This window comes from Pseudomonas sp. MNR3A (genome assembly GCF_009650575.1).
Lineage (GTDB): Bacteria > Pseudomonadota > Gammaproteobacteria > Pseudomonadales > Pseudomonadaceae > Aquipseudomonas > Aquipseudomonas machongensis.
In genome coordinates, this window is sequence record NZ_VZZS01000024.1 from 18,125 (window position 1) to 43,244 (window position 25,120).

24 protein-coding genes are annotated in these 25,120 nt (G+C 63.3%); 13 read left to right on the plus strand and 11 right to left on the minus strand.

What is annotated here, in order from left to right; translation table 11 throughout:
- Positions 1-10: 10 nt before the first annotated feature.
- Entirely contained in the window at positions 11-409 is a 399-nt protein-coding gene (locus F6X62_RS16515) for an acyl-CoA thioesterase (RefSeq protein WP_003253317.1), read from the minus strand.
- Positions 410-765: 356 nt separating this feature from the next.
- Here F6X62_RS16515 and F6X62_RS16520 point away from each other — a divergent pair, with 356 nt between their 5' ends.
- The 8 genes from F6X62_RS16520 to F6X62_RS16555 all read left to right on the plus strand — a co-directional run bounded on the left by F6X62_RS16520 (position 766) and on the right by F6X62_RS16555 (position 11,150).
- Positions 766-2,055, plus strand: coding sequence for an MFS transporter (locus F6X62_RS16520; RefSeq protein WP_054892959.1), 1,290 nt, complete (start codon positions 766-768; stop codon positions 2,053-2,055).
- A 153-nt stretch (positions 2,056-2,208) separates the two neighbouring features.
- A complete protein-coding gene (locus F6X62_RS16525; RefSeq protein ID WP_054892958.1) occupies positions 2,209-3,189 on the plus strand; it encodes a phosphate ABC transporter substrate-binding protein PstS in 981 nt (326 codons plus the stop codon).
- 144 nt (positions 3,190-3,333) lie between these two features.
- Positions 3,334-5,622: an ABC transporter permease subunit gene (locus F6X62_RS16530; RefSeq protein ID WP_112899491.1), complete on the plus strand. Its 2,289-nt coding sequence runs from the start codon at positions 3,334-3,336 to the stop codon at positions 5,620-5,622.
- 17 nt (positions 5,623-5,639) lie between these two features.
- On the plus strand, positions 5,640-7,310 hold the full coding sequence (gene pstA / locus F6X62_RS16535) for a phosphate ABC transporter permease PstA (RefSeq protein ID WP_054892956.1): 1,671 nt from the start codon (positions 5,640-5,642) through the stop codon (positions 7,308-7,310).
- A 72-nt stretch (positions 7,311-7,382) separates the two neighbouring features.
- Positions 7,383-8,216, plus strand: coding sequence for a phosphate ABC transporter ATP-binding protein PstB (gene pstB, locus F6X62_RS16540; protein WP_054892955.1), 834 nt, complete (start codon positions 7,383-7,385; stop codon positions 8,214-8,216).
- Positions 8,217-8,277: 61 nt separating this feature from the next.
- Positions 8,278-9,048, plus strand: coding sequence for a phosphate signaling complex protein PhoU (phoU, locus tag F6X62_RS16545; RefSeq protein WP_153774182.1), 771 nt, complete (start codon positions 8,278-8,280; stop codon positions 9,046-9,048).
- 162 nt (positions 9,049-9,210) lie between these two features.
- A complete protein-coding gene (locus F6X62_RS16550) occupies positions 9,211-10,116 on the plus strand; it encodes a response regulator (RefSeq protein WP_153774183.1) in 906 nt (301 codons plus the stop codon).
- 143 nt (positions 10,117-10,259) lie between these two features.
- Complete coding sequence (locus tag F6X62_RS16555) at positions 10,260-11,150, plus strand: M23 family metallopeptidase (protein WP_054894889.1); 891 nt, start codon at positions 10,260-10,262, stop codon at positions 11,148-11,150.
- Between the two features lie 9 nt (positions 11,151-11,159).
- On the opposite strand, the gene F6X62_RS16560 is transcribed toward F6X62_RS16555, so the two are convergent.
- The 3 genes from F6X62_RS16560 to phoB all read right to left on the minus strand — a co-directional run bounded on the left by F6X62_RS16560 (position 11,160) and on the right by phoB (position 14,671).
- Positions 11,160-12,500: a hemolysin family protein gene (locus F6X62_RS16560; RefSeq protein ID WP_054894888.1), complete on the minus strand. Its 1,341-nt coding sequence runs from the start codon at positions 12,498-12,500 to the stop codon at positions 11,160-11,162.
- 128 nt (positions 12,501-12,628) lie between these two features.
- Complete coding sequence (phoR, locus tag F6X62_RS16565) at positions 12,629-13,936, minus strand: phosphate regulon sensor histidine kinase PhoR (RefSeq protein WP_153774184.1); 1,308 nt, start codon at positions 13,934-13,936, stop codon at positions 12,629-12,631.
- Between the two features lie 45 nt (positions 13,937-13,981).
- Positions 13,982-14,671: a phosphate regulon transcriptional regulator PhoB gene (phoB, locus tag F6X62_RS16570; RefSeq protein ID WP_003253341.1), complete on the minus strand. Its 690-nt coding sequence runs from the start codon at positions 14,669-14,671 to the stop codon at positions 13,982-13,984.
- Positions 14,672-14,841: 170 nt separating this feature from the next.
- Between phoB and F6X62_RS16575 the strand changes: the two genes are divergently transcribed.
- A complete protein-coding gene (locus F6X62_RS16575; protein WP_063541824.1) occupies positions 14,842-15,213 on the plus strand; it encodes a hypothetical protein in 372 nt (123 codons plus the stop codon).
- 104 nt (positions 15,214-15,317) lie between these two features.
- Here the strand turns inward: F6X62_RS16575 and ubiA are convergent, their stop codons facing one another.
- Positions 15,318-16,208: a 4-hydroxybenzoate octaprenyltransferase gene (ubiA, locus tag F6X62_RS16580; protein WP_054894885.1), complete on the minus strand. Its 891-nt coding sequence runs from the start codon at positions 16,206-16,208 to the stop codon at positions 15,318-15,320.
- A complete protein-coding gene (locus F6X62_RS16585) occupies positions 16,208-16,765 on the minus strand; it encodes a chorismate lyase (protein ID WP_153774185.1) in 558 nt (185 codons plus the stop codon). Before F6X62_RS16585 ends, ubiA begins: the two co-directional genes overlap by 1 nt.
- A gap of 202 nt (positions 16,766-16,967) precedes the next feature.
- On the opposite strand from F6X62_RS16585, the gene F6X62_RS16590 reads away from it, so the two are divergent.
- From F6X62_RS16590 to F6X62_RS16605, 4 genes are all read left to right on the plus strand, one after another.
- Positions 16,968-17,135: a rubredoxin gene (locus F6X62_RS16590; RefSeq protein WP_011536423.1), complete on the plus strand. Its 168-nt coding sequence runs from the start codon at positions 16,968-16,970 to the stop codon at positions 17,133-17,135.
- 30 nt (positions 17,136-17,165) lie between these two features.
- Positions 17,166-18,314 (plus strand): NAD(P)/FAD-dependent oxidoreductase, encoded by a 1,149-nt coding sequence (locus tag F6X62_RS16595; RefSeq protein WP_125931118.1) that lies wholly within the window; start codon positions 17,166-17,168, stop codon positions 18,312-18,314.
- A 187-nt stretch (positions 18,315-18,501) separates the two neighbouring features.
- The gene (locus F6X62_RS16600; protein ID WP_054894882.1) at positions 18,502-18,801 is read left to right on the plus strand and encodes an HU family DNA-binding protein; all 300 of its coding nucleotides are present in this window, start codon (positions 18,502-18,504) and stop codon (positions 18,799-18,801) included.
- A 152-nt stretch (positions 18,802-18,953) separates the two neighbouring features.
- Positions 18,954-19,331, plus strand: a complete 378-nt coding sequence (locus F6X62_RS16605) for a hypothetical protein (RefSeq protein ID WP_054894881.1) — start codon at positions 18,954-18,956, stop codon at positions 19,329-19,331.
- A gap of 39 nt (positions 19,332-19,370) precedes the next feature.
- Here the strand turns inward: F6X62_RS16605 and F6X62_RS16610 are convergent, their stop codons facing one another.
- From F6X62_RS16610 to exbD, 5 genes are all read right to left on the minus strand, one after another.
- Positions 19,371-20,774 carry an aminoacyl-tRNA deacylase and HDOD domain-containing protein gene (locus F6X62_RS16610; RefSeq protein ID WP_153774186.1) on the minus strand — a complete coding sequence of 468 codons (1,404 nt, stop codon included), beginning with the start codon at positions 20,772-20,774 and terminating at the stop codon, positions 19,371-19,373.
- Between the two features lie 80 nt (positions 20,775-20,854).
- Positions 20,855-22,933, minus strand: a complete 2,079-nt coding sequence (recG, locus tag F6X62_RS16615; RefSeq protein WP_153774187.1) for an ATP-dependent DNA helicase RecG — start codon at positions 22,931-22,933, stop codon at positions 20,855-20,857.
- A gap of 4 nt (positions 22,934-22,937) precedes the next feature.
- Positions 22,938-23,864 carry a hydrogen peroxide-inducible genes activator gene (locus F6X62_RS16620; RefSeq protein ID WP_054894878.1) on the minus strand — a complete coding sequence of 309 codons (927 nt, stop codon included), beginning with the start codon at positions 23,862-23,864 and terminating at the stop codon, positions 22,938-22,940.
- Between the two features lie 93 nt (positions 23,865-23,957).
- Complete coding sequence (locus F6X62_RS16625; RefSeq protein ID WP_063541816.1) at positions 23,958-24,692, minus strand: energy transducer TonB; 735 nt, start codon at positions 24,690-24,692, stop codon at positions 23,958-23,960.
- Positions 24,689-25,117, minus strand: a complete 429-nt coding sequence (gene exbD, locus F6X62_RS16630; protein WP_054894876.1) for a TonB system transport protein ExbD — start codon at positions 25,115-25,117, stop codon at positions 24,689-24,691. The genes F6X62_RS16625 and exbD overlap by 4 nt, the downstream gene beginning before the upstream one ends.
- Positions 25,118-25,120 lie beyond the last annotated feature (3 nt).

Sequence of the window (25,120 nt, forward strand, 5' to 3'; positions counted from 1 at the left end):
CGCGCCGGGCTCAGCGACGAGGTACGGAGCGGGTGCGGCCACTGCCGTCGATGGCCACGAAAACGAACACCGCCTCGGTGACTTTGCGCCATTCGCTGGACAGCGGGTCGTCGCTCCAGACCTCGACCATCATCTGGATCGAGCTGCGGCCGATCTCCAGGGTCTGCGTATAGAAGGACAGTTGCGCGCCTACGGCCACCGGCACCAGGAATGCCATGCGATCGATCGCCACGGTGGCCACACGGCCGCCAGCCACGCGGCTGGCCATGGCAGTACCGGCCAGGTCCATCTGGGCGACCAGCCAGCCGCCGAAGATATCGCCGAAGCCATTGGTTTCGCGCGGTAGCGCGGTAATCTGAAGGGCCAGGTCGCCCTGCGGGATAGGATCTTCTTGTTCGAGCTCAATCATGCCGTGGGGCCTCTGACCCGTGACGCTTCGTTGGTTGGCGCGGTGACGGACGCCCTGAAAAACGATTCAGCCAGAAACATACTACGCTGATTTCGCTCCGGTTGGCGGCCAAAGGGAAACTCTGCGAAACCGCCTGCACATAATGACCGGCGTTTTCGCACAACATCCCACATCGTAAACAACCTTTTCCTACGAAGAGCGCAGTATATAGACGGTATCGGCCAGCGACGACCGCACATTGGTGAATATCTGTAGAGTTTTTGTACCTCTATGAGCCATGCGCGGCAATTTGTTATCTTGCCCACTCCCGCGCCACAAGCCGCAGCACAAGCGGCCTGCCTTATAAGAGAACATCCATGACCTCCGTGCCGAGCAGTATCGAGCAGCCCTCGCGGCCGCTGACCCGCAGTGACTACAAGACCCTCTCACTGTCCGCCCTGGGCGGAGCGCTGGAGTTCTACGACTTCATCATCTTCGTGTTCTTCGCCACCGTGGTGGGCAAGCTGTTCTTCCCCGCCGACATGCCCGAATGGCTGCGCCTGATGCAGACCTTCGGCATATTCGCCGCAGGTTATCTGGCGCGCCCGCTGGGTGGCATCATCATGGCGCACTTCGGTGACCTGCTCGGGCGCAAGAAGATGTTCACCCTGAGCATCTTCATGATGGCCTTGCCCACCCTGATCATGGGCCTGCTGCCGACTTATGCACAGGTCGGCCTGTGGGCGCCGATCCTGCTGCTGTTGATGCGGGTGGTGCAGGGCGCCGCCATCGGTGGCGAGGTGCCGGGCGCCTGGGTGTTCGTCTCCGAGCACGTACCGGAGCGCAATACTGGCTATGCCTGCGGCACCCTGACTGCCGGCCTGACTGCCGGCATCCTGCTGGGGTCGCTGGTGGCAACCCTGATCAACACCGTCTACAGCCCTGAAGAGGTGGCCGACTACGCCTGGCGGATCCCCTTCCTGCTCGGCGGTGTGTTTGGCCTGTTCGCCGTGTATCTGCGTCGTTGGTTGCACGAGACACCGGTGTTCGCCGAGATGCAGCAGCGCAAGGCGCTGGCCGAAGAGCTGCCGCTGCGTGCGGTACTGCGCGACCACCGTGGCGCGATCATCCTGTCGATGCTGCTGACCTGGTTGCTGTCGGCGGGCATCGTGGTGGTGATCCTGATGACCCCGGCGCTGCTGCAGAGCCTCTATCACGTCAGCCCCACCGATTCGCTCAAGGCCAACAGCCTGGCCATCGTCCTGCTCAGCCTGGGGTGCATCGGCGCCGGCAGCCTGGCCGACCGCTTCGGCGCAGGGCGGGTGTTCGTGATCGGCAGCCTGGCGCTGCTGGCTTCGTCGTGGGCGTTCTACCACAGCTTGCCGACCCGGCCTGACCTGCTGTTCCCGCTGTATGCCCTTACCGGACTGTTCGTCGGTCTGGTCGGCGCGGTGCCTTATGTGATGGTCAAGGCCTTCCCGGCGGTGGTGCGCTTCAGCGGGCTGTCGTTCTCCTACAACGTCGCCTACGCCATTTTCGGAGGCCTGACCCCGATGGTGGTAACCGCCCTGCTCAAATTCAGCCCGATGGCACCGGCCTACTATGTGGCTGGCCTGTGCGCTGTAGGGCTGCTGGTTGGGGTGTACCTGCTGATCAACAAGCGCTGAGTCGGTTTCCTGCGGCACCCGAAAGGCCATCCTCGGCAGCGATGATGGCCTTTCATCCATTTGTCACAATTAGGTCATATCGTGTTCATGCGGCCTGCCGATACTGGGCCCCGTTCCATCCAACACACCCAATATTCCTGCTAGGAGCAAGGCATGAAACTGAAGCGTTTGATGGCGGCCCTGACCTTTGCCGCCGCTGGCGTCGCTGCCGCCAACGCGGTCGCCGCTGTCGACCCTGCTATCCCGACCTACACCAAGACCACTGGCGTATCGGGCAACCTCTCCAGCGTCGGTTCCGACACTCTCGCGAACCTGATGACTCTGTGGGCCGAGGCCTACAAGAAGGAATATCCGAACGTAAACATCCAGATCCAGGCTGCCGGCTCGTCCACCGCGCCGCCCGCGCTGACCGAAGGCACCGCCAACCTGGGCCCGATGAGCCGCAAGATGAAGGACGTCGAGCTGCAGGCCTTCGAGCAGAAGTACGGCTACAAGCCGACCGCCATCCCAGTCGCTGTCGACGCCCTGGCCGTGTTCGTGCACAAGGACAACCCGATCAAGGGCCTGACCATGGCTCAGGTCGACGCGATTTTCTCCTCCACCCGCCTGTGCGGTGGCAAGGCCGAGATCAAGACCTGGGGTGACGTCGGTGTGACCGGCGACCTGGCCAACAAGCCAATCCAGCTGTTTGGCCGCAACTCGGTATCGGGCACCTACGGCTACTTCAAGGAAGAAGCCCTGTGCAAAGGCGACTTCAAGCCTAACGTCAACGAACAACCTGGCTCGGCTTCGGTCGTGCAGTCGATCAGCTCCTCGCTGAACGGCATCGGCTACTCGGGTATCGGTTACAAGACCGCCAGCGTCAAGACCGTAGCCCTGGCCAAGAAGGAAGGCGGCGAGTTCATCGAAGATAACGAAGCCAACGCCCTGAACGGTACCTACCCGCTGTCGCGCTTCCTGTACGTGTACGTCAACAAGGCACCGAACAAGCCTCTGGCACCGCTGGAAGCCGAGTTCGTGAAGCTGGTCCTGTCGCAGGCAGGCCAGCAGGTCGTGGTGAAGGATGGCTACATCCCGCTGCCGGCCAAAGTGGTCGAGAAGACCCTGGGTGACCTGGGTCTGTCCCACAAGTAAGACGCGTTGCCCGGAAGGGGTGGGCCAGTGGGTCGGCCCCTTCCACGACTTTCCCCAGTCCGAAGCCAGGTCTCCTGAGCGGCGGGCTTTTTTGCGTCACTACACTGTCATGTTTCTGTCATACGGGACCGCTAGGGTGTGCGCATGAATGATCTGGCCAATTCCACAATGACCCCAAATTCCCCTCCCGTGCGCATTGATTTCAATACGCCCGAGCTGCAACGCAAGCGCCGCATGCGCGCGTTGAAGGACCGCCTGACCCGCTGGTATGTCCTGGTGGGCGGGCTTGCCGTATTGGCAGCCATTACCTTGATCTTCTTCTATCTGGCCTACGTGGTACTGCCGCTGTTCCAGGGCGCGGAGCTGACCAGCAAGAAAGCCCTTGAGCCGACCTGGTTGCAGCAGGATGCCGGTAAGCCGCTGATGATCGCCCTCGAGGAGCAGAACCTCGTGGGCATGCGTGTTTCCGACAAGGGCCAGGCACTGTTCTTCGATACCAAGACCGGTGCCGAGATCAAGCGCGTCGACCTGCCGCTGCCGGCGGGCACCACGGTCAGTTCGATCGGCACCGACCAGCCGGGCAGTCCGCTGGTGGTGCTGGGGTTGTCTAATGGCCAGGCGCTGGTGTTCCACCACACCTACAAGATCACCTATCCGGACAACAAAAAGACCATCAACGCGGGCATCGACTACCCCTATGGTCAGGATCCTTTCGCCCTCGACGAACAGGGTCGTGCGCTGGAGCACGTGAGCGTCAACCTCAATGGCGACACCCTGCTGCTGGCCGGCTCCACCGGCGCGCAATTGCAGGTGATCGAGCTGTCGCGCACTGAAAACATGATGACCGGTGAGACCACCACCGAACAGAACCGCATCGCGCTGCCGCAGATGACCCAGACGGTGAAGAACATCTTCATCGACCCGCGCCAGCAGTGGTTGTACGTGGTCAACGGTCGCGCCACCGCCGATGTCTTCAGCCTGCGGGACAAGAGCCTCAACGGTCGCTACAAGCTGCTCGAAGATGGTAACGCCGAAATCACTGCCAGTGGCCAGCTGGTCGGTGGTATCTCGCTGATCTTCGGTGACTCCAAGGGTGGCCTGAGCCAGTGGTTCATGGCCCGCGACCCGGATGGCGAGTCGCGCTTCAAGCTGATCCGCAGCTTCCAGTTGGGCAAGGCACCGATCGCCCAGATCGATGCCGAGGAGCGTCGCAAGGGCTTCATCGCTCTGGACAACGACGGCAAGCTTGGTGTGTTCCACAGCACCGCGCACCGTACCCTGCTGGTCGAGCCGGTTGCCGACGGCGCCGGTGTGCTGGCCCTGTCGCCGCGCGCCAACCGCATCATGATCGAAGAAGGCGGCAAGCTGCTGCCACTGAGCCTGCGCAACCCGCACCCTGAAGTGTCCTTCAGCGCGTTGTGGGGCAAGGTCTGGTACGAGAACTACGACGAGCCGAAGTACGTCTGGCAGTCGACCGCCTCCAACACCGATTTCGAACCCAAGCTGAGCCTGTCGCCGCTGACCTTCGGTACGCTCAAGGCCGCGTTCTACGCGATGATCCTGGCCGCACCCCTGGCCATTGCCGCGGCCATCTACACCGCCTACTTCATGGCGCCGGGCATGCGTCGCAAGGTCAAGCCGGTGATCGAGCTGATGGAAGCGATGCCGACGGTGATCCTCGGCTTCTTCGCCGGCCTGTTCCTGGCGCCGTATCTTGAGGGCCACCTGCCGGGCGTGTTCAGCCTGTTGCTGATCTTGCCGATCGGCATCCTGGTGGCGGGCTTCTCCTGGAGCCGCCTGCCAGAGTCGATCCGCCAGCGCATTCCGGATGGCTGGGAAGCGGCGATCCTGATCCCGGTGATCCTGGCGATCGGCTGGTTCGCGCTGTCCATGAGCCCGTTCCTGGAGAGCTGGTTCTTCGGCGGCGACATGCGCCTGTGGATCAGCCACGACATGGGCATCACCTATGACCAGCGCAACGCCCTCGTGGTGGGTATCGCCATGGGCTTCGCAGTGATTCCGAACATCTACTCGATCGCCGAAGACGCCGTGTTCAGCGTACCGCGCAGCCTCACGCTGGGCTCGCTGGCGCTGGGCGCGACGCCTTGGCAGACCCTGACCCGCGTGGTCATCCTCACCGCAAGCCCGGGCATCTTCTCGGCGCTGATGATCGGCATGGGCCGGGCGGTGGGCGAGACCATGATCGTGCTCATGGCCACCGGCAACACCCCGGTGATGGAACTGAACCTGTTCGAGGGCATGCGCACCCTGGCCGCCAACGTGGCCGTGGAAATGCCCGAGTCGGAAGTCGGCGGCAGCCACTATCGTGTGCTGTTCCTCGCCGCCCTCGTGCTGCTGATGTTCACCTTCATCATGAACACCTTGGCCGAGCTGATTCGCCAGCGTCTGCGCAAGAAATACTCGTCGCTTTGATAGAAAGGTAGAGATCCGTGAAAAAGGATTCCCTCAAAGGCTGGTTCAAGAGCGGTGCGCCGGGCGTGTGGATCAGCGGTGGCGCGGTCGCCATGGCGGTGATCATGACCGTCGGCCTGCTCGCCGTGATCGCTGTTCGCGGCCTGGGCCACTTCTGGCCGGCCGACCTGGTCCAGGCCACCTACAAGGTGCCCGGCCAGGCCGATCATGTGATCGTCGGCGAAGTGGTGCAGAAGGAAGAAGTCCCGCGCGAGCGCCTCAAGAGCGCTGGCCTGCCGGTACCTGACCAGGGGCCGGAGTTCATGACCCGCGAGCTGGTCAAGGTCGGAAACCGCGACCTCAACGGCAGCGACTTCACCTGGCTGGTCGGCGAATGGCTGGTGGACCAGAGCAAGCCTGCCGACCTGATTGCCCTGGAGCGCCGCGAGTGGGGCAACTTCTATGGTTACCTGGTCAGCGTCAAGGAAGAAGGCCGTGTGGTCGCCGAAGGCCCGAGCGCCTGGAACGAACTGCAGAGCCGCCTCAAGCGCGCCAGCGACCTGAACGACCAACTGGTGTCGCTCGAGAAGAAAGACATCGGCTCCATCAACCACGGCCTCGAACGCCTGCGCCTGCACAGCCGCAAGCTGGAGCTGCAGGGCAAGCTGGATGCGGCCGCCCAGGCCGATATCGAGTCTGAACGCGCAGAGCTGAACAGCCGCTACAAGACCATCGAGGAGCGTCTGACCGGCCTGCACCAGGCCTTCGCCCGCGACAGCCTGGTGGCCCGCGACGCCAACGGCCGCCAGGTGGAGATCAACCTGAGCAAGGTGGTGCATGCCATCCAGCCGAACGGCATGTCGGCGATGACCAAGATGGGCGCCTACTTCAGCAAGGTCTGGGAGTTCCTCAGCGACGACCCGCGTGAAGCCAACACCGAAGGCGGCATCTTCCCGGCCATCTTCGGCACGGTGATGATGACCCTGATCATGGCCGTGATCGTCACCCCCTTTGGCGTGCTGGCGGCGGTCTACCTGCGCGAATACGCCAGGCAAGGCCCGGTTACGCGTCTGATCCGCATCGCGGTGAACAACCTGGCCGGCGTGCCCGCGATCGTCTATGGCGTATTCGGCCTGGGCTTCTTCGTGTACGTGCTGGGTGGCTCGATCGACCGGCTGTTCTTCCCCGAATCGCTACCGGCGCCTACGCTGGGCACGCCAGGCTTGTTGTGGGCCTCGCTGACCCTGGCGCTGCTGGCGGTTCCTGTGGTGATCGTCGCCACTGAAGAAGGCCTGGCGCGGATTCCGCGTACCGTGCGCGAGGGCTCGTTGGCCCTGGGTGCGACCAAGGCCGAGACGCTGTGGAAAATCGTACTGCCGATGGCCAGCCCGGCGATGATGACCGGCATGATTCTCGCCGTGGCGCGCGCCGCAGGCGAGGTGGCGCCGCTGATGCTGGTGGGTGTAGTGAAACTGGCGCCATCGCTGCCGGTGGACGGCAACTACCCTTACCTCCACCTCGACCAGAAGATCATGCACCTGGGCTTCCACATCTACGACGTCGGCTTCCAGAGCCCCAACGTCGAGGCCGCGCGACCGCTGGTCTACGCCACGGCGCTGCTGCTGGTACTGGTGATCGCGACCCTCAACCTCTCGGCGGTGTGGATCCGTAACCACCTGCGCGAGAAGTACAAGGCGCTCGACAGCTGATCCTGATTGCAAGTGAGCCGCCCACGGTATGGGCGGCCCTTTGAAACGAATTGATAGCGTATGGAGTTGACCATGCAGCAAGAATCCCACTCCCACGGCATCGACATGTCGGCCCTGGGCCGCGACAAGCAGAGCCTGCGCCTGGCCGAAGAGACCGTGGCCATCGAAGTCCCGGGCCTGTCGCTGTTCTACGGCGACAAGCAGGCGCTGTTCGATGTACAGATGAACATCCCCAAACAGCGCGTGACCGCCTTCATTGGTCCGTCCGGCTGCGGCAAGTCCACGCTGCTGCGCACCTTCAACCGCATGAACGACCTGGTCGATGGTTGCCGCGTGGAAGGCGCCATCAACCTGTACGGCAACAACATCTACCGCAAGGGCGAAGATGTGGCCGAGTTGCGTCGCCGGGTGGGCATGGTGTTCCAGAAGCCCAACCCGTTCCCCAAGACCATCTACGAGAACGTGGTCTACGGCCTGCGTATCCAGGGTATCAACAAGAAGCGCGTGCTCGACGAAGCGGTCGAGTGGGCGCTCAAGGGCGCGGCGCTGTGGGATGAGGTCAAGGACCGCCTGCACGACTCGGCGCTGGGGCTGTCCGGTGGTCAGCAGCAGCGTCTGGTGATCGCCCGTACCATCGCCGTAGAGCCCGAGGTCCTGCTGCTCGACGAGCCTTGCTCGGCACTGGACCCGATTTCCACGCTGAAGGTCGAAGAGCTGATCTACGAGCTGAAGTCCAAGTACACCATCGTCATCGTGACCCACAACATGCAGCAGGCGGCGCGCGTCTCCGACTACACCGCCTTCATGTACATGGGCAAGCTGATCGAATTCGGTGATACCGACACGCTCTTCACCAATCCGGCGAAGAAGCAGACCGAAGACTACATTACCGGGCGTTACGGCTAGCAGCGTGGCAATTCGGCGCCCCGACAAGCCCGCTCCTACAGGATTCAGGGACTAGAGAACGATGATCAACAAAGAAAGCCTTACCCATCACATCTCCCAGCAGTTCAACGCCGAGCTCGAGGAAGTGCGCAGCCACCTGCTGGCGATGGGGGGCCTGGTCGAGAAGCAGGTCAACGATGCCGTGACTGCGCTGATCGAAGCCGATTCGGGCCTGGCCCAGCAGGTGCGTGAGGTCGATGAACAGATCAACCAGATGGAGCGCAACATCGACGAGGAATGCGTACGCATCCTCGCCCGTCGCCAGCCTGCGGCGTCCGACCTGCGTCTGATCATCAGCATCTCCAAGTCGGTGATCGACCTGGAGCGCATCGGTGACGAGTCGACCAAGATCGCCCGCCGCGCCATTCAGCTGTGCGAGGAAGGCGAGTCGCCCCGTGGCTACGTCGAGGTGCGTCACATCGGCGACCAGGTGCGCAACATGGTCCGCGATGCACTGGACGCCTTCGCCCGTTTCGACGCCGAGCTGGCACTGTCGGTGGCCCAGTACGACAAGACCATCGACCGCGAATACAAGACCGCGCTGCGCGAGCTGGTCACCTACATGATGGAAGACCCCCGATCGATCTCGCGGGTATTGAGCGTCATCTGGGCCCTGCGCTCGCTGGAGCGTATCGGCGACCACGCCCGCAATATCTCGGAGCTGGTGATCTACCTGGTGCGTGGCACCGATGTACGCCACATGGGCCTCAAGCGCATGAAGGCCGAGGTCGAGGGCGACACTTCCGGCTCTGCCGAAAAGGCTAATGTTCCGGGCGAATCGGACGATAAGTAATATTGCTCCCGAGCATCAACGCCCGGCCTCGTCCGGGCGTTTTCGTTTGTGGCAGATACAGCAGGCACCCGCGAACAGTCTTGAAACGTCCCGGCGTGACCAGTGGTTTGGCAAATTGCCATCAGTCGGCGGTATGCTAGTCGGGATTCAAGAGGAGTATCGATGAGTAAAGTCAATGTGCTGGTCGTGGACGATGCGCCGTTCATCCGCGACCTGGTGAGGAAGTGCCTGCGCAATGCCTTCCCAGGCATGGTCATCGAAGACGCGGTCAATGGCCGCAAGGCCATGGCCATGCTGAGCAAGGAACGTTTCGACCTGGTCCTGTGCGACTGGGAGATGCCGGAGATGTCCGGCCTTGAACTGCTGACCTGGTGTCGCCAGCAGGAAGAAATGAAAGCCCTGCAGTTCATCATGGTGACCAGCCGTGGTGACAAGGAAAACGTGATTCAGGCCATTCAGGCTGGCGTCTCCGACTTCGTTGGCAAGCCGTTCACCAACGAACAGTTGCTGACCAAGGTGAAAAAGTCCCTGGCCAAGATCGGCAAGCTCGAGGCCCTGATGGCGGGAGCGCCGGCGCGAGTCAATTCGGCCTTTGCCAACGATTCGCTGAGTGCCCTGACCGGCGGCAAGCCCGAAGCCGTGAAGGTCGCGCCAACGCCTGCGTCGGCTGCCGCTAGCAAACCGCTGATCAGCGCACCGCCACCGCAGAGCGCTGCCGCTGCAGCCCAGTCCGGGCGAGGTCAGGGGCAGCTGCGCCTTTCCAGCGGTACTCAGCCCTGCGTGATCAAGGCCCTCAGCCTCAAGGAAGCGCTGTTGGTGGTGCGCCGCAGTGCTGCTCTGCCGCAGGTGCTCGAAGGTGCGGTGCTCGATCTGGAGCAGGGTGAGAACGCCGAGGTCGCACGGTTGAACGGTTACCTGCATGCCATCGCCGCGCTCGAGCCCAAGCCTGAGAGCGACTGGCTGCAACTGACGTTCAAGTTCGTCGATCAGGATGCACAGAAGCTCGATTACCTGTCGCGATTGATCGCCCGCGGTACTGCGCAGAAGCACTTCACGCCGGGCGGTTGATCCGCTGTTCCACCCTCCGGTAAGAGCGGCAAAAGGCCGCTCTTACCGCGTCAGATTCGAAGCAGTCACCCGACCAACTGTCATACCCCCGGGATAACTCGCTGCTAGGCTCAAGACATAACAACTGTCAAAAAGCCACTATCATGCGCGCCTGCCTGTTGCTGTCCCTGCTCTTGGCTTCGGCACCGGGCATGGCCATGACCCTCTACAGCACCACCGACACCTTCGGCGTGGCGTCCTATTCCTACCAGCCCAGCCCCGGGGCACGGGCAATGGCCTTGCGCGAGCCGATGGTCGAGCGTCTCGACGATCAGGTCCGTCTGCAGCCCGAAACCTTTGCCGGGGGCGTGCGTTTCCTGGCGCGCAATGATCTGTTCGCCCCAGTGGAAGTCGAACTGCGTCTGGAAGGCCTTGGCAACGCCCGCGACGGTAACGCGCCGCGTATCGTGCGACGGGTGCTGGCGCCGCGCTCCACACAGGTGCTGAGCGTGTTGCTGGCGCGTTCCGGCGGCCAACTGAAATACCGCGCCAAGCTGCGTCACGCCCTCGGCGACCCCGCGCAGCGCCCGCAAGCCTACCGCTATCCCTTTCCGTGGCGCGGCGGTCCGTTCCGGCTGAGCCAAGGGCCCAACGGGCGCTTCAGCCATTTTGGCGCGAAGGGCCGCTATGCCATGGACATCGCCATGCCAGAGGGCACGCCGATCATTGCCGCTCGGGGTGGCGTGGTGGTCAAAGTGGAGAACCGCCAGAGCGGACGTGGCAACAACCCTTCGGGCAACTTCGTGCGGATCCTGCACGCAGACGGCACCATGGGGGTGTACCTGCACTTGATGCGGGGTTCCGTGGTGGTGAGCGAGGGTCAGCGGGTGGGGCAGGGTGAGATGCTGGGCAAGTCTGGCAACACCGGCAACAGCAGCGGGCCACACCTGCATTTCGTGGTGCAGCGCAACGTGGGGCTGGCGCTGGAGTCGATTCCCTACCGTTTCGACCGTCCGATTGGCGGACTACCGGACTTCACGGCAGGGAACCCATGAACAGCGTCGTCAGTCGAGCTTCAGCACCTTGGCCAGGACAATCTTCGGCCCTTTCATCTTCTTGATGATGATGCGCAGGCCTTCGACTTCCAGCACTTCCTCTTCCTCGGGCACGCGCTTGAGCGACTCGTAAACCAGGCCTGCGAGGGTCTCGGCCTCGATGTGGTCAAGGTCGACGCCCAGCAGGCGTTCGACCTTGAACAGCGGCGTGTCGCCCCGCACCAGCAGCTTGCCCGGCTGATAGGCAAGGATGCCGCGTTCTGCCTTGCGGTGTTCGTCCTGGATATCGCCGACCAGCACTTCCAGCACGTCTTCCATGGTCAGGTAACCGATCACCTTGCCATCGGCTTCCTCGACCAGCACGAAATGCGCACCCCCCTTGCGGAACTGCTCGAGCAGCTGCGACAGCGGCATGTGTCGCGATACGCGCTCCAACGGCCGCGCCAGGTCTTCCAGGTCGATGCTTTCAGGAAGGTGGTCCAGCTCGGCCAGCTCCAGCAGAAGGTCCTTGATGTGCAGCAGGCCGGTGAACTCTTCGCGCTCGGCGTCATACACCGGGTAACGGCTGAACTTGTGGCGACGGAACATCGCCAGGATGTTCTTCAGCGGCGCCTTGGCATCGAGCACCACCATGTCTTCACGGGAGTTGGCCCAGTCGACCACCTCCAGCTCACCCATTTCCACCGCCGAGGCCAGCACGCGCATGCCCTGGTCGCTCGGGTCCTGGCCGCGGCTGGAGTGCAGGATCAGCTTGAGCTCTTCACGGCTGTAGTGGTGTTCATGGTGCGGCCCGGGCTCGCCCTGGCCGGCGATGCGCAGGATGGTGTTGGCGCTGGCGTTGAGCAGGTAGATCGCCGGGTACATCAGCCAGTAGAACAGGTACAGCGGCACTGCCGTCCACAGCGACAGCAGCTCGGGCTTGCGGATCGCCCAGGATTTGGGCGCCAGTTCGCCGACCACAATGTGCAGGTACGAGATCACGAAGAAGGCGACGAAGAACGACACGGCCTTGATCAGTTCCGGGCTGTCGACGCCCAGATAGGCCAGCAGCGGTTCGAGCAGGTGGGCGAAGGCCGGCTCTCCGACCCAGCCCAGGCCCAGCGAGGCCAGGGTGATGCCCAATTGGCAGGCCGACAGGTAGGCGTCGAGCTGGTTGTGTACCTTGCGCAGGATGCTGCCGCGCCAGCCGTGCAGCTCGGCGATGGATTCGACGCGGGTAGAGCGCAGCTTGACCATGGCGAACTCGGCGGCAACGAAGAAGCCATTGAGAACTACCAGGAATAGGGCAAAGAGAATCATGCCGAAATCGGCGAATAGAGAAGCGAGGCTGATACCAGGGGAAGGGTCCATGATGGAGTTTTTACGGGGTCCGTCTTTGAAAGAGAGAGAAAAAAAGTGCCAGCTCTAGCTGGCACAGGGGATCCAATGTAGCGGCTGAAGCTGCAAAAGCAAAGGGGATGGTTTTTGCTCGCCGATTCTCAGCTGCGATTTGGCGCCAATTGTGCCGGCGCAAAATGACAGGTGAACGTGCTGCCATGACCCGGCACGCTACTGATTTCCAGCTTGCCGCGATGGCGCATCAGCACATGCTTGACGATCGCCAGGCCCAGCCCGGTGCCGCCTGTGTTGGAGGCACGGCTGGAGTCGACGCGGTAGAAGCGTTCGGTCAGGCGCGGCAGGTGCTTGGCGTCGATGCCCACCCCCGAGTCCTGCACGCTCAGGTGGGCCCCCTGCTCGTCGGCCCACCAGCGGATGCGAATGGTGCCTTCCTCCTGGGTGTACTTCACTGCGTTGAACACCAGGTTGGAGAAGGCGCTGCGCAGTTCCGATTCGCTGCCTTTCAGGCGCAGGCCCGGCGCGGCCTCCAGGGAGATGTTCTGGCGCTTGGGCCCGGACAGCGCCTGGGCGTCACCCTTGATCGACTGCAGCAAAGTATCCACCGCCACCGGCTGGTTGTCCGAGGGATAGTCGGTCGCTTCCAACTTGGCCAGCAACAACAGGTCGTTGAGCAGGGTCTGCATGCGCGAGCCTTGCTGGCTCATCTGCTGCAGCGCGCGAGCCCAGCGCGGGTTCACGTCCTCGACGTTGTCCAGCAGCGTCTCGAGGTACCCGGCGATCACCGTCAGCGGCGTGCGCAGTTCGTGGGAGACGTTGGCGACGAAGTCCTTGCGCATCTGTTCGAGCTGGTGGATGCGGGTTACATCGCGCACCAGCATCAGGTGCTCGTTGTTGCCGTAGCGGGTGATGTGCAGTTGCACGCGCAGGCGGTCGTTGATTGGTGAGGGGATTTCCAGCGGTTCGATGTAGTTTTCCGCTTCGAAGTATTCCTTGAAGCGCGGATGACGGACCAGGTTGGTGACCGGTTGCCCGCCATCCTGGGGCGTCTTGAAGCCCAGCAGGGTCTCGGCGGCGCGGTTCCACCACTCCAGGTTGCCATCGCTGTCGAGCATGATCACCGCATCGCGCAGGGCAGCGGTGGACTCTTGGACTCGGTCGATCACCGCTTGCAGGCGCCCGCGGACACGCTGGTCGCGGCGCTGCAGGTGGTAGATGCTGTCGAACACTTCGCCCCACAGCCCGTAGCCGTCCGGCGGCGCCTCGTCGGGCTGGTGGTTGCGCAGCCATTCGTGCAGGCGCAGCAACTGCTTCAGGGTCCAGCCCAGGTAGAGCGCCAGGCCAACCGCCAGGCTCCAGCCGTATTGCCCGCTGATCAGCCCGCCGAGCAGGCAGACGCTGATCAGCAGGAGCAGGTGGCGAATCAGGGTCGCGTGCCAGTTCGGGTTCAATTCACAGTCCTTGTACAGCGGCTTGCAGTGAAGCGTGCGGGCGCGTCAGCTCTTGGTCGAGAAACGGTAGCCGGTGCCGCGGACGGTTTGTACCAGATTTTCGTAGGCTTCACCCAGTGCCTTGCGCAGGCGACGGATGTGCACGTCGACGGTGCGCTCCTCGACATAGACGTTGCCGCCCCAGACCTGGTCGAGCAGCTGGCCACGGGTGTAGGCGCGCTCCTGGTGGGTCATGAAGAACTGCAGCAGGCGGTATTCGGTCGGGCCCATCTCGGCGGGTTTGCCGTCGATGGTAACGCGGTGGCTGATCGGGTCGAGCAGCAGGCCGCCGACTTCGATCGGTGCCTCGCTGTCGCTCGGGCCGGTGCGGCGCAGCACGGCCTTGAGGCGGGCCACCAGCTCGCGGGGCGAGAACGGCTTGGTGATGTAGTCGTCGGCACCGACTTCCAGGCCCTGGATCTTGTTGTCCTCTTCGCCCTTGGCGGTGAGCATGATGATCGGGATGTCCCCGGTCAGCTCGTCGCGCTTGAGACGGCGTGCCAGTTCGATGCCGGAGGTGCCGGGCAGCATCCAGTCCAGCAGGATCAGGTCCGGCTTGCGGTCGACGATAATGGCGTGGGCCTGCTGGGAGTTCTCTGCCTCGAGGCAGTCGTAGCCGGCCATTTCCAATGCAACGGCGATCATCTCGCGAATAGGCGCTTCGTCGTCGACGATCAGAATGTTCCTGCCAACCATGCTCAAAACTCTCCCATCTATGATGTCTTGGCCCGCATTAGATAACGGAATTATTGCAGCTGTGTGACAGGGCGTTGGCCGTTCTGGCGACATTGCATGACTGCGCTAGGCTTCACAGGGCCGCTGCGGCGGTGTTTCTCCTTCTTCCCCCCGACACGATGGTGATTCCAATGACACGACATACGCTGAGCTGGATGGCCCTTTTCGCTGCGCTGGCATTGCCGGGGGTGGCGTCGGCGCACCACGCGATGGAGAAGGACGGCATGTGGGTCGACCATGCCGGCATGACCCTGTACACCTTCGACAAGGATGCCGGAGGCAAGTCGATGTGCAACGGTGATTGCGCAACCAACTGGCCGCCGCTGCTGGTCAAGGCCGAGGATGAAGCGGCCAAGGACAAGTGGACGGTGATCGAGCGCGATGATGGCAAGAAGCAGTGGGCCTATGATGGCAAGCCGCTGTACACCTTCATCAAGGACAAGAAAGCCGGGGACAAGACCGGTGATGGCGTGAAGGATGTCTGGCATATCGCCAAACCCTGACGCGTGGTCGGTCTTTGTGGGAGCGGGCTTGCCCCGCGATTGCGTCAGTGAATTCACCAGTGCGATCGCGCGGCAAGTCGCAGCGGCGAACCGCTGCGCTCCCTTCAGCGCAGCGCGTAGTCCAGCACCACGCCGATGAAGATCAGCAGGCCCGCCCAGTGGTTGTGCAGGAACGCCTTGAAGCAGGCATCGCGATCCAGCGTGCGGGTCGACCAGAACTCCCAGGCGAAGCATGCCAGGGCGCCCAACAGGCCCAGGTGGAACCAGCCACCCAGTTCGAAGTGGTTGCCGGCCAGCAACAGGCAGCCGAGCGACAGCACCTGCAAGGTCAGGATGATCACCCGATCGGCCTCGCCGAAGAGGATCGCCGTGGATTTCACGCCGATCTTCAGGTCGTCGTCGCGATCGACCATCGCATAGTAGGTATCGAAGGCTACCGTCCACAGCAGGTTGGCGATGTACAGCAGCCAGGCCGCCGCTGGCAACTCACCCCCGGCAGCGGTGAAGGCCATGGGGATGCCCCACGAATAAGCGGCACCCAGCACCACCTGCGGGTAGTAGGTGTAGCGCTTCATGAACGGGTAGCAGAACGCCAGGGCAACGCCGCCAAACGACAGCCACACGGTGCTGGCGTTGGTGCACAGCACCAGCAGGAAACTGATCCCTGTCAGCACCACGAACAGCATCACCGCTTCGCGCGGCTTTATCCGGCCGCTGGCCAGGGGGCGATCGGCGGTGCGCTTGACGTGGCCGTCGACCTTGCGGTCGGCGAAGTCATTGATCGCGCAGCCCGCCGCGCGCATCAGCGCAACTCCGAGGCCGAAGATCAGCACGTTGGCCAGGGTTGGTGCACCCTTGGCGGCGATCCACACGGCCGCGAGCGTAGGCCACAGCAACAGGTAGATGCCGATGGGACGGTCCAGGCGGCTGAGCTGGACGAAGTCCCAGGCCCTGGGGTGCAGGCGGTTGAGCGACTTGAGCAGCTGCAGGTACATCAGGGCGATACCTCCTTGTCCGCCTGCCACATCGCTGGCAGGAATACCTCGGCGACCAGCAGGTCCAGGCCATCGCGTTCGAAGCGCGAACGGCGGCCCCAGAGGTTGGCGCTGGCAACCTCCGTCGGCATCCACGCCTGTGGGTACGTACACACCTCGATGGGGTGGCGAATGAACGCCTGGTCGCAGAACAGCAGCTCGCCGAGCGAGCGGCTGCCCAGGGTCGCCAGATCAAGACCGCCGCGCTCCAAGGCTTCGCGGCTGGCGACGCTGCGGGCGAATACCCAAGGCTGGTCATGGCCGCGCAGATAGACTTCACGCACCCATCCCTGCGCGCCTGGCGCAAGATTCAGGGCGAGGCATTCGTCGTCACGCAGTGGTTGCCAGCCTTCGAACAGCGGCGTCACGCAGAAGTGGTCGTGGGAGAGGCGGGTCAGGCGACGGGTCAGGGAGCCTTCGTCGAACAGCCAGTCGAGGGTGCGCTGGTCGAGGTCGCTCGCCAGCTGTGGATACGCCAGCCACGCGACAGCGGCTGCTTGCGGGGATTCGTACGACACGTCGGTATGCTTGTTACATCCAGAGAGGCGGCGAGCTTAGCATGATTGCCGGGTTTGCTTGCATACTGCCGGCCGGGCCAGTACAAAGCCCGTCATGAATTGCGCGGTGAGTGCTTCGCGGGGGAGCCCGCTCCTATGCAGGGGCGGGTTCAGCCATGAGAGAACCATCAGCGGCAACACAACGCCTGACCGAGGAACCCTGATGAAGAAGTGGCAATGCATTGTCTGTGGCCTGATCTACGACGAGGCCGAGGGCTGGCCGGACGACGGGATCGCTCCAGGCACCCGCTGGGAAGACGTGCCGGAAGATTGGCTGTGCCCCGATTGTGGTGTAGGCAAGAGCGACTTCGAAATGATCGCCATCGGCTGATCGACGACCCCCTGCAAGAGGAAGCACGACATGACGTCCCCTGTGGTGATCATCGGCACTGGCCTTGCGGGCTATAACCTGGCCCGGGAATTTCGCAAGCTCGACGCTGACACGCCGCTGTTGCTGATCACCGCCGACGACGGTCGCTCCTATTCCAAGCCGATGCTCTCCACCGGCTTTGCCAAGCACAAGGACGCCGACGGCCTGTGCATGGCCGAGCCGGGCGCCATGGCCGAGCAGCTCAAGGCCGAGATTCGTACCCATACCCGTATCAGCGGCATCGACCCTGGTCACAAGCGCTTGTGGATCGGCGAGGAGGCGGTGCAATACCGCGACCTGGTGTTGGCCTTGGGTGCGCAGACGGTACAGGTGCCGATTGAGGGCGACGGCACCGAGCTGGTCTTTCCGATCAACGACTTGGAAGACTACGCGCGCTTTCGTGCCGCCGCCGCGGGCAAGCAGCGCGTGTTGCTGCTGGGTGCCGGGCTGATCGGCTGCGAGTTCGCCAACGATCTGACCCTCGGCGGCTACCAGTGCGACGTGGTGGCGCCCTGTGAGCAGGTGATGCCGACCTTGTTGCATCCTGCTGCCGCCAGTGCGGTGCAGGCTGGCCTGGAAGGGCTGGGCGTGCGCTTCCATCTGGGCCCGGTGCTGACCCGCCTGCAGCGCACCGGCGGCGGTCTCGAGGCTCACTTGTCGGACGGCAGCGTGATCGCCTGTGATCTGGTGGTCTCGGCCATCGGCCTGCGACCGCGTACAGACCTTGCCGCCGCTGCCGGACTGCAGGTGAACCGGGGGGTAGTGGTGGATCGCCAACTGCGGACCTCCCACGCAAACATCTTCGCCTTGGGCGATTGCGCCGAAGTGGATGGCATCAACCTGCTCTACGTCATGCCGCTGATGGCTTGCGCCCGCGCGCTGGCGCAGACGCTCGCCGGCAACCCCACGGGTGTGAACTATGGCCCGATGCCTGTCACGGTAAAGACGCCCGCGTGCCCGCTGGTTGTTTCGCCAGCACCGATGGGCCGAGAGGGAACCTGGCAGGTCGAAGGGCAGGGCAGCGACCTGAAAGCGCTGTGCTACAGCGCCGATGGCCAGTTGCTGGGCTATGCCCTCACGGGGTCGGCGGTGTTGGAAAAGCTGGCGCTGAATCGGCAGCTTCCGCCTCTAATGGCCTGAATGCCATTCGAACTGTCGTGTTTGGCCTGTTCTTGGCGCGACAATGGCCGCTCAGACACTGGCGCGGCCACGGTGAGCGTGCCATTCTCACTTCCGTCTGCCGCAGATTAGAGCCTGCGGCGCCTTGGGCGCTGCTTTCGCAGGTAGCACGGCATAACAACAAAAATCCCGTCAAAGAGGCTTCACTATGCGTAAACCAGAACTCGCCGCCGTCATCGCCGAAAAGGCCGATCTGACCAAGGAAAAGGCCAATCAGGTGCTGAACGCGATTCTCGACAGCATCACTGGCGCGCTCGACAAGGATACCGTCACCCTGGTCGGTTTCGGCACCTTCGAGAAGCGTCACCGCGGCGCGCGCACCGGCAAGAACCCACAGACTGGTCAACCGGTGAAGATCAAGGCCAGCAACACTGTTGCCTTCAAACCTGGCAAGAACCTGCGTGACAGCGTCAACGTTCCCGCCAAGCCAGCCAAGAAAGGCAAGTGATCGATTCCTGACACTCCAGTGTCATCCGAACGGGCGCCCCAGGGCGCCCGTTGTGCTTTCTGGCGTGCAGAAACAATGCGGCGAGCTGGCGTAAAAAGTTTAAGAAAGGGATAAACTGCGCGCTTCAGTCATATTTCAATCGAGGCGCGTTGATGAAGTTTCGCTTTCTTCTCTGGGCCATGGGGCTGCTGATGGCCAGGGCCAGCCGTAACAACCCGGCGTTCCAGCAGCAACTGCGCGACAAGGACCTGGTGTTCCAGATGCAGACCTTGGATGGCAAAGTGGCCCGGCATTTCACGGTGAGTGGTGAGCGCATCAGCAGCAAGGGTGGCCTGCACCCTCAACCGGCCTTTGCCATCGCCTTCAAGGATGCCGCGTTCGGCTTTGCCACCTTGCAGGCTGGCAACAAGCAGTTGGCGTTCATGCAGGGGATCCAGGACAAGAACATCCAGATCAAGGGCAACCCGGCATTGGTGATCTGGTTCCAGGGGCTGATGAAATACCTCAAGCCCCGCAAGAAAAAGGCCTGAATCCGCCTGTGTACGAGCGGGCAAACCCGCTCTTGCCAGTCAGTGTGGGGCCTGGAACTGCGAGGCCAGTTCGCGCAGCAGCGCTTCGGCTTCCAGCACCTTGCTCACTACGTCCTCCGCCTTGTCGCGGGTCAGCCCAAGGCGTTCGAGCAGCGCCTCCGGAATCTCTTCCTGCGGTCCTGAGCCAATGCCCCGCGAACGCAACAGCGACGTGGCCAGGCACACGAGGTTCGGGTAGGCCGAATACTCGCCTTCATAGCTTGGGTCGTGCTGGAAGCGCAGCGCCGCGGACAGCTCATCCGGCATGTCCCACAGCTTCATCAGCCAGGCGCCGATCTGCTCGCGGCTGATGCCCAGCAGGTGCTGCTCGACATAGCTGTGGTACAGGTGCGGGTTGACCTCAAGATGACGACAGATCAACGAGAAATGCGGCGGGAACACGTGGGCCAGCAGCAGATAGCCGAAGTTGTGCAGCAGCCCCGCCAGGTAGGTTAGACCCGCTTCGGGGCGTTCGGCGCGCGGCATGGCGCGGGTCAGGCCTTCGATCACTGCGGCTGTGTAGATCGACTGCTGCCAGTAAGGCGTGGCCTGCTGCGGATGGTCTTTCGGCAGGCTCAGGGTCTTGCCCAGGGCCAGGCCCAGCGCAAGGTTGATCACCAGGTCGAAGCCCAGCACGCGAACGATGGCATCTTCCACCGAGCGGATCTTGCCGGGTGACGCGTAGTAGGGCGATGCGGCCCAGCTCACCACCTGTGCGGCCAGTGCCGGGTCGGTTTCGACCACGCCGGTGATGTCGTCGACGCTGGCGTTGGGGTCGACGCGCAGCTTGATGATCTTCTGCGCGGTGTCGGCCAGTGGCGGGATCTCGATGGTCTGCTCCAGGCGCTGCTGGATGCGTCGGGCAGTGAAAGCCTGGACCGCGTTGGAGATTTCCTTGGTGTCGTCGTGGGGGCGGTCGAGGTTGCGCTGGATGCTTTCGACTTCAAGGCCAAAGCTGCCTGCGCTGGCCTTGCTCAGCATGCGCTTGAAGTTGTCGCGGGCCACTTCCAATAGCAGCCCAGCCTCACCGGACTGGATCAACAGGCTATCGGCGTTGAGCAGCCGTTCGTCGTACAGGCACGGTGAGCTGGTCAGGGCCGGGATTGCCGGCAAGGCCTTGAGCTGGTGCTTGTCGAGCATCTTCTTCAATCGCTCCAGCGGCACGGCCTTGAGTTTGCGACCGGTCAGCTCTTCCAGGCGCTTCAGGTCCAGCAGATGGCTTTGTGGGAACAGCACCATGAGCGCGCCGACTTCATCGTCCAGCAGAACGGCCTGGACGCGCGATTTCGCGGGCAGCCGCGGGTGTTCGGACACCTCGCGATAGGCTACGCCGAGCTTTTCCAGCAGCAGTCGGATGACCGACGGAGCGTGCGGGGTTGCGGTGTCCAGGGCCACTTCAGTCATGGTCTGTTTCCAAAGGTGTCTTTTCAAACGCGAAGTATAACCATCCTGAGCCCCGAGCTGGGGCACGAATGGGACCGGTGTCACACTTGGCCGTATTGTTGGCCGTGACGCAGCCACCGATCCAGTAGCGGGCTGACATGATCGGGCCAGCGTGCCAGCAATGCCTGTGCGGCGTCGCGTACTGCGGGCAGCAGGTCGGCGTCACGCATCAGGTCGGCGACCTTGAATTGCAGCAGGCCGGTCTGTCGGGTGCCGAGCATTTCGCCGGGGCCGCGCAGCTCAAGATCCTTCTCGGCGATGACGAAGCCATCGTTGGTCTCGCGCATGATCCCTAAGCGTTCGCGGCCGATCTGTGACAGTGGCGGGTGATAGAGCAGCACGCAATGGCTGACGGCGCTACCCCGACCGACCCGGCCACGCAGCTGGTGAAGCTGGGCCAGGCCCAGGCGTTCAGGGTTTTCGATGATCATCAGGCTGGCGTTGGGCACGTCCACCCCCACCTCGATCACCGTGGTGGCCACCAGCAATTGCAGATGGCCGGCCTTGAATTCGGCCATCACCGCGGCTTTTTCCGCAGGCTTCATGCGCCCGTGGATCAGGCCCACACGCAGCTCGCCGAGCGCGCTGCCCAGCTCTTCGAACGTACTTTCGGCGGCCTGGCAGGTCAGCTCTTCGGATTCCTCGATCAGGGTGCACACCCAGTAGGCCTGGCGCCCTTCGGCGCAGGCAGCGCGGACCCGCTCTACCACCTCGAAGCGGCGACTGTCGGCCACCAGCACGGTATTGACTGGCGTTCGGCCGGGCGGCAGCTCATCAAGAATGGAGGTATCGAGGTCGGCGTAGGCGCTCATGGCGAGCGTACGCGGGATGGGGGTGGCGGTCATGATCAACTGGTGCGGACACAGCGTGCCGTTCACGCCCTTCTTGCGCAGGGCCAGCCGTTGCTGCACGCCGAAACGGTGCTGTTCGTCGATGATCGCCAGGGCCAGGTAGCGAAACTTCACTTCTTCCTGGAACAGCGCATGGGTGCCGACCACCATGGGGGCGCCGCCGGCGATTTGCTCCAGCGCACTGGCGCGAGCCTTGCCTTTGAGCTTGCCAGCCAGCCAGGCGACTTCTATCCCCAAGGGTTCGAGCCAGCGCTTGAAGGTGATGTAGTGCTGTTCGGCGAGGATCTCGGTGGGCGCCATCAGCGCGACCTGGTAACCGGCCTCCAGCGCCTGCAGCGCTGCCAGCGCAGCAACCACGGTCTTGCCGGCACCCACGTCACCTTGCACCAGGCGCATCATCGGCTCTGGCTGGCTGAGGTCATAGGCGATCTCGTTGCCTACCCGCTGCTGGGCACCGGTGGGAGTGAATCCGAGGTTGGCCAGGTACTGTCCGGGCAGGCGGCTGGCCTTGGGCAGCACGGGGGCTCGCAGGGCACGCAGGCTCTCACGCAGACGCTGCTGGGAGAGCTGGTGCGTGAGCAGTTCCTCGAATGCGAGGCGGTGCTGGGCCCAGTGCTGGCCTTCGGCAAGCTCGTCGAGGTCGGCGTCGGCGGGTGGGTTGTGCAGGTAGCGGATGGCGTCGTCCAGTGGGGCCAGGTGATAGTCGCGGGCCAGCTCATCCGGCAGCCAGTCGGGCAGGCTGCGCGGGCCGAGCTTGCTCAGGCTGAGCTGGCAGAGCAGGCGCAGACGCTGCTGGGTGAGGCCTTCGGTGGTCGGGTAGATCGGGGTCAGGGTCTGCTCGACGGGCGGTGGCGGTTCGTCGCCGTTGAGCGCGCGGTACTCCGGATGATAGATCTCAAGGCCAGAGGCTCCGGGGCGTGCTTCACCGTAGCAGCGCAGGTGGGTGCCACGCTTGAGGCCTTCTTTCTGTGCATTGCTGAAGTGATAGAAGCGCAGGCTAAGCACGCCCGTGCCGTCACCCAGGCGTACCACCAGGCTGCGGCGTTTGCCCATGGTCACGTCAGCACCGCTGACCACGCCCTCGATCACGGCGTCCTGACCCGGACGCAGGGCGCCGATCGGTACGACGCGGGTGCGGTCCTGATAGCGCAGTGGCAGGTGGAACAGCAAGTCCTGCAGGCTTTCCAGGCCGACCTTGGCGAGTTTTTCCGCCATGGCCTCGCCGACGCCCTTGAGCTCGGTGACCGGGACCTTCGACAACTCCGTCATGGCATCAGGCCGGCTGTGGCGCAGGCGCCTTGGCGACCGAACAGAGGCGGATCGAATCGGCGAGGATCTCGATTGCCTTTGGCCGCGGGAAGCTGGCGCGCCAGGCGATGGCAACGGTTCGGAACGGCGCAGGCGCTGTCAGTGGACGCACTTCGATGACGCCAGGGGCGTAGTGATGACTGTGCACCGCCGACAACGGCAGGATCGAAACACCCAGGCCCGAGGCGACCATATGACGGATGGTCTCCAGCGAGCTGGATTCGACCGTGGTGTGCTTCGAGGCATCGTTACCCTTGTTCAGGGTCGGGCAGGCTTCGAGTACCTGGTCGCGGAAGCAGTGACCTTCGCCGAGCAGCAGCAGGCTCTTGTCGTTGAGCAGGGCGGTGTCGATGGTCTTCTTGGCGGTCCAGGGGTGGTCGGCCGGCATCAGCGCGCAGAATGGCTCATCGTACAGCGGTAGCGTCAGCACGTCGGCCTCGTTGAACGGCAGCGCGATGATGACCGCGTCCAGTTCGCCGTTGCGCAGTTTCTCGCGCAGCACGTGGGTGAAGTTCTCTTCGATGTACAGCGGCATCTGCGGGGCAACCCGGTGCAGCTGTGGAATCAGGTGCGGGAACAGGTAGGGGCCGACGGTATAGATGGCGCCGACTTTCAGTGGAGCAGTGAGCTGGTTCTTGCCGGCCTGTGCCAGTTCGCGGATGCCTTGGGCCTGCTCGAGCACCTTCTGCGCCTGGGCGACGATGCTTTCGCCGACCGGTGTCAGGCGTACGGCGCTCTTGCTGCGTTCGAAGATCAGCACGCCCAGCTCGTCCTCAAGCTTCTTCACCCCGACCGACAGGGTCGGCTGGCTGACGTGGCAACGCTCGGCGGCATGGCCGAAGTGCTGCTCCTGAGCGAGTGTGACGATGTAGCGGAGTTCAGTGAGGGTCATAACGTGCGTCCATGAAGTTGCGGCCCCAGCATAGCGGGTGCAATCGATAGACGCACGTTATCAGACTTGCGGTTTTGTGACAGATGCAATGTATCAGCGCTTGTCCAACGAGTAGACGAAGGGCGCCACTACCTCGATCGTGCCATTGTTCAACAACTCCGCAGGCGGTTTGGGTACCGTGCCGGCGCGGCGGATCATGTCCATCGTCGCGCGGTCGAGTGCAGCACTGCCTGAGCCTCCGGCCAGTGAATACGACAGCACCTTGCCCTCGGCATCGACCACGAAGCGCAGCCGGTTGATTCCTTGCAGGCCACGGCGACGCGCGTCTTCCGGGTACTTCTTGTACTTCGCCAGGTGACGCAGCAGGTCGCTTTGCCACGTCGGCAGGGCGTTGCTGTTGGAGGCGATACTCGGCTGCGGCGCTGCCGACTTCTGCGGCGGAGCGTTGCTTGGCGCGGTATCGGCCACTTGTTCCTTGGCCGGTGGTTCGTCCTTCGGCGGCTCAGGCTTTTTCTCGGGCTTGGGCGGCTGGGGCTTGGCCTTCGGCTTGGGCGGCTTAGGGATCGCGATCTTCGGTTTCGGAGCCTCCACCAGCTTGGGCAGCGGTGGCTCTTCGACCGGCGCAGGCGGCTGTGGAGCCGCTTTCGGTGGCGGCGGTGGCGCAGGCTCGGGGACCGGTGCCAGCTCGACCATCATCGCTGCTGGCGGCAGCTCGATGGCCTGGGGCACCGACCAGTTGAGCGTCAGCACTACGGCGATCACGTGCACACCGAGCACGGCTGCCAGGCTGGCACCGTAGCGCACCAGGTTGGAGCGCTTGTTCGTCATTTCTTGGCTGCCGTCTCGAGTCCGACCAGACCGACCTTGAGGTAGCCGGCCGCGCGCATGGTGTTCATCACTTCCATCAGGTCGCCGTAGTCAACACCCTTGTCGGCCTGGAAGAAGATGGTGGTTTCCTTGTCGCCCTTGGTCTTGGCGTCGAGCATCGCGCCAAGCTGTTCGGGCAGGGCCACCGCGTCATCGCCGACGTACAGCTTCTTGTCGGCCTTGACGCTGACGAACACCGGTTTCTCGGGCCTCGGTGCAGGTTTTGCGGTCGAGGCTGGCAGGTCGACCTTGATGTCGACCGTCGCCAGTGGTGCGGCAACCATGAAGATGATCAGCAGTACCAGCATCACGTCGATGAACGGCGTGACATTGATTTCGTGGTTTTCGGCGAGGTCGTCGCCACCTTCGTTGAGATGCAGGCCCATGGC

Bases quoted from the DNA above. Each gene is read 5' to 3' on its own strand.
- F6X62_RS16555 (WP_054894889.1), top strand. From the start codon at position 10,260: ATGCGCGCCTGCCTGTTGCTGTCCCTGCTCTTGGCTTCGGCACCGGGC.
- F6X62_RS16595 (WP_125931118.1), top strand. From the start codon at position 17,166: ATGACGTCCCCTGTGGTGATCATCGGCACTGGCCTTGCGGGCTATAAC.
- F6X62_RS16560 (WP_054894888.1), bottom strand. From the start codon at position 12,500: ATGGACCCTTCCCCTGGTATCAGCCTCGCTTCTCTATTCGCCGATTTC.
- F6X62_RS16605 (WP_054894881.1), top strand. From the start codon at position 18,954: ATGAAGTTTCGCTTTCTTCTCTGGGCCATGGGGCTGCTGATGGCCAGG.
- F6X62_RS16515 (WP_003253317.1), bottom strand. From the start codon at position 409: ATGATTGAGCTCGAACAAGAAGATCCTATCCCGCAGGGCGACCTGGCC.
- F6X62_RS16525 (WP_054892958.1), top strand. From the start codon at position 2,209: ATGAAACTGAAGCGTTTGATGGCGGCCCTGACCTTTGCCGCCGCTGGC.
- exbD (WP_054894876.1), bottom strand. From the start codon at position 25,117: ATGGGCCTGCATCTCAACGAAGGTGGCGACGACCTCGCCGAAAACCAC.
- F6X62_RS16550 (WP_153774183.1), top strand. From the start codon at position 9,211: ATGAGTAAAGTCAATGTGCTGGTCGTGGACGATGCGCCGTTCATCCGC.
- pstB (WP_054892955.1), top strand. From the start codon at position 7,383: ATGCAGCAAGAATCCCACTCCCACGGCATCGACATGTCGGCCCTGGGC.
- phoU (WP_153774182.1), top strand. From the start codon at position 8,278: ATGATCAACAAAGAAAGCCTTACCCATCACATCTCCCAGCAGTTCAAC.
- F6X62_RS16625 (WP_063541816.1), bottom strand. From the start codon at position 24,692: ATGACGAACAAGCGCTCCAACCTGGTGCGCTACGGTGCCAGCCTGGCA.
- F6X62_RS16575 (WP_063541824.1), top strand. From the start codon at position 14,842: ATGACACGACATACGCTGAGCTGGATGGCCCTTTTCGCTGCGCTGGCA.
- F6X62_RS16610 (WP_153774186.1), bottom strand. From the start codon at position 20,774: ATGACTGAAGTGGCCCTGGACACCGCAACCCCGCACGCTCCGTCGGTC.
- recG (WP_153774187.1), bottom strand. From the start codon at position 22,933: ATGACGGAGTTGTCGAAGGTCCCGGTCACCGAGCTCAAGGGCGTCGGC.
- F6X62_RS16620 (WP_054894878.1), bottom strand. From the start codon at position 23,864: ATGACCCTCACTGAACTCCGCTACATCGTCACACTCGCTCAGGAGCAG.
- F6X62_RS16600 (WP_054894882.1), top strand. From the start codon at position 18,502: ATGCGTAAACCAGAACTCGCCGCCGTCATCGCCGAAAAGGCCGATCTG.
- F6X62_RS16590 (WP_011536423.1), top strand. From the start codon at position 16,968: ATGAAGAAGTGGCAATGCATTGTCTGTGGCCTGATCTACGACGAGGCC.
- F6X62_RS16530 (WP_112899491.1), top strand. From the start codon at position 3,334: ATGAATGATCTGGCCAATTCCACAATGACCCCAAATTCCCCTCCCGTG.
- F6X62_RS16520 (WP_054892959.1), top strand. From the start codon at position 766: ATGACCTCCGTGCCGAGCAGTATCGAGCAGCCCTCGCGGCCGCTGACC.
- phoB (WP_003253341.1), bottom strand. From the start codon at position 14,671: ATGGTTGGCAGGAACATTCTGATCGTCGACGACGAAGCGCCTATTCGC.
- ubiA (WP_054894885.1), bottom strand. From the start codon at position 16,208: ATGTACCTGCAGCTGCTCAAGTCGCTCAACCGCCTGCACCCCAGGGCC.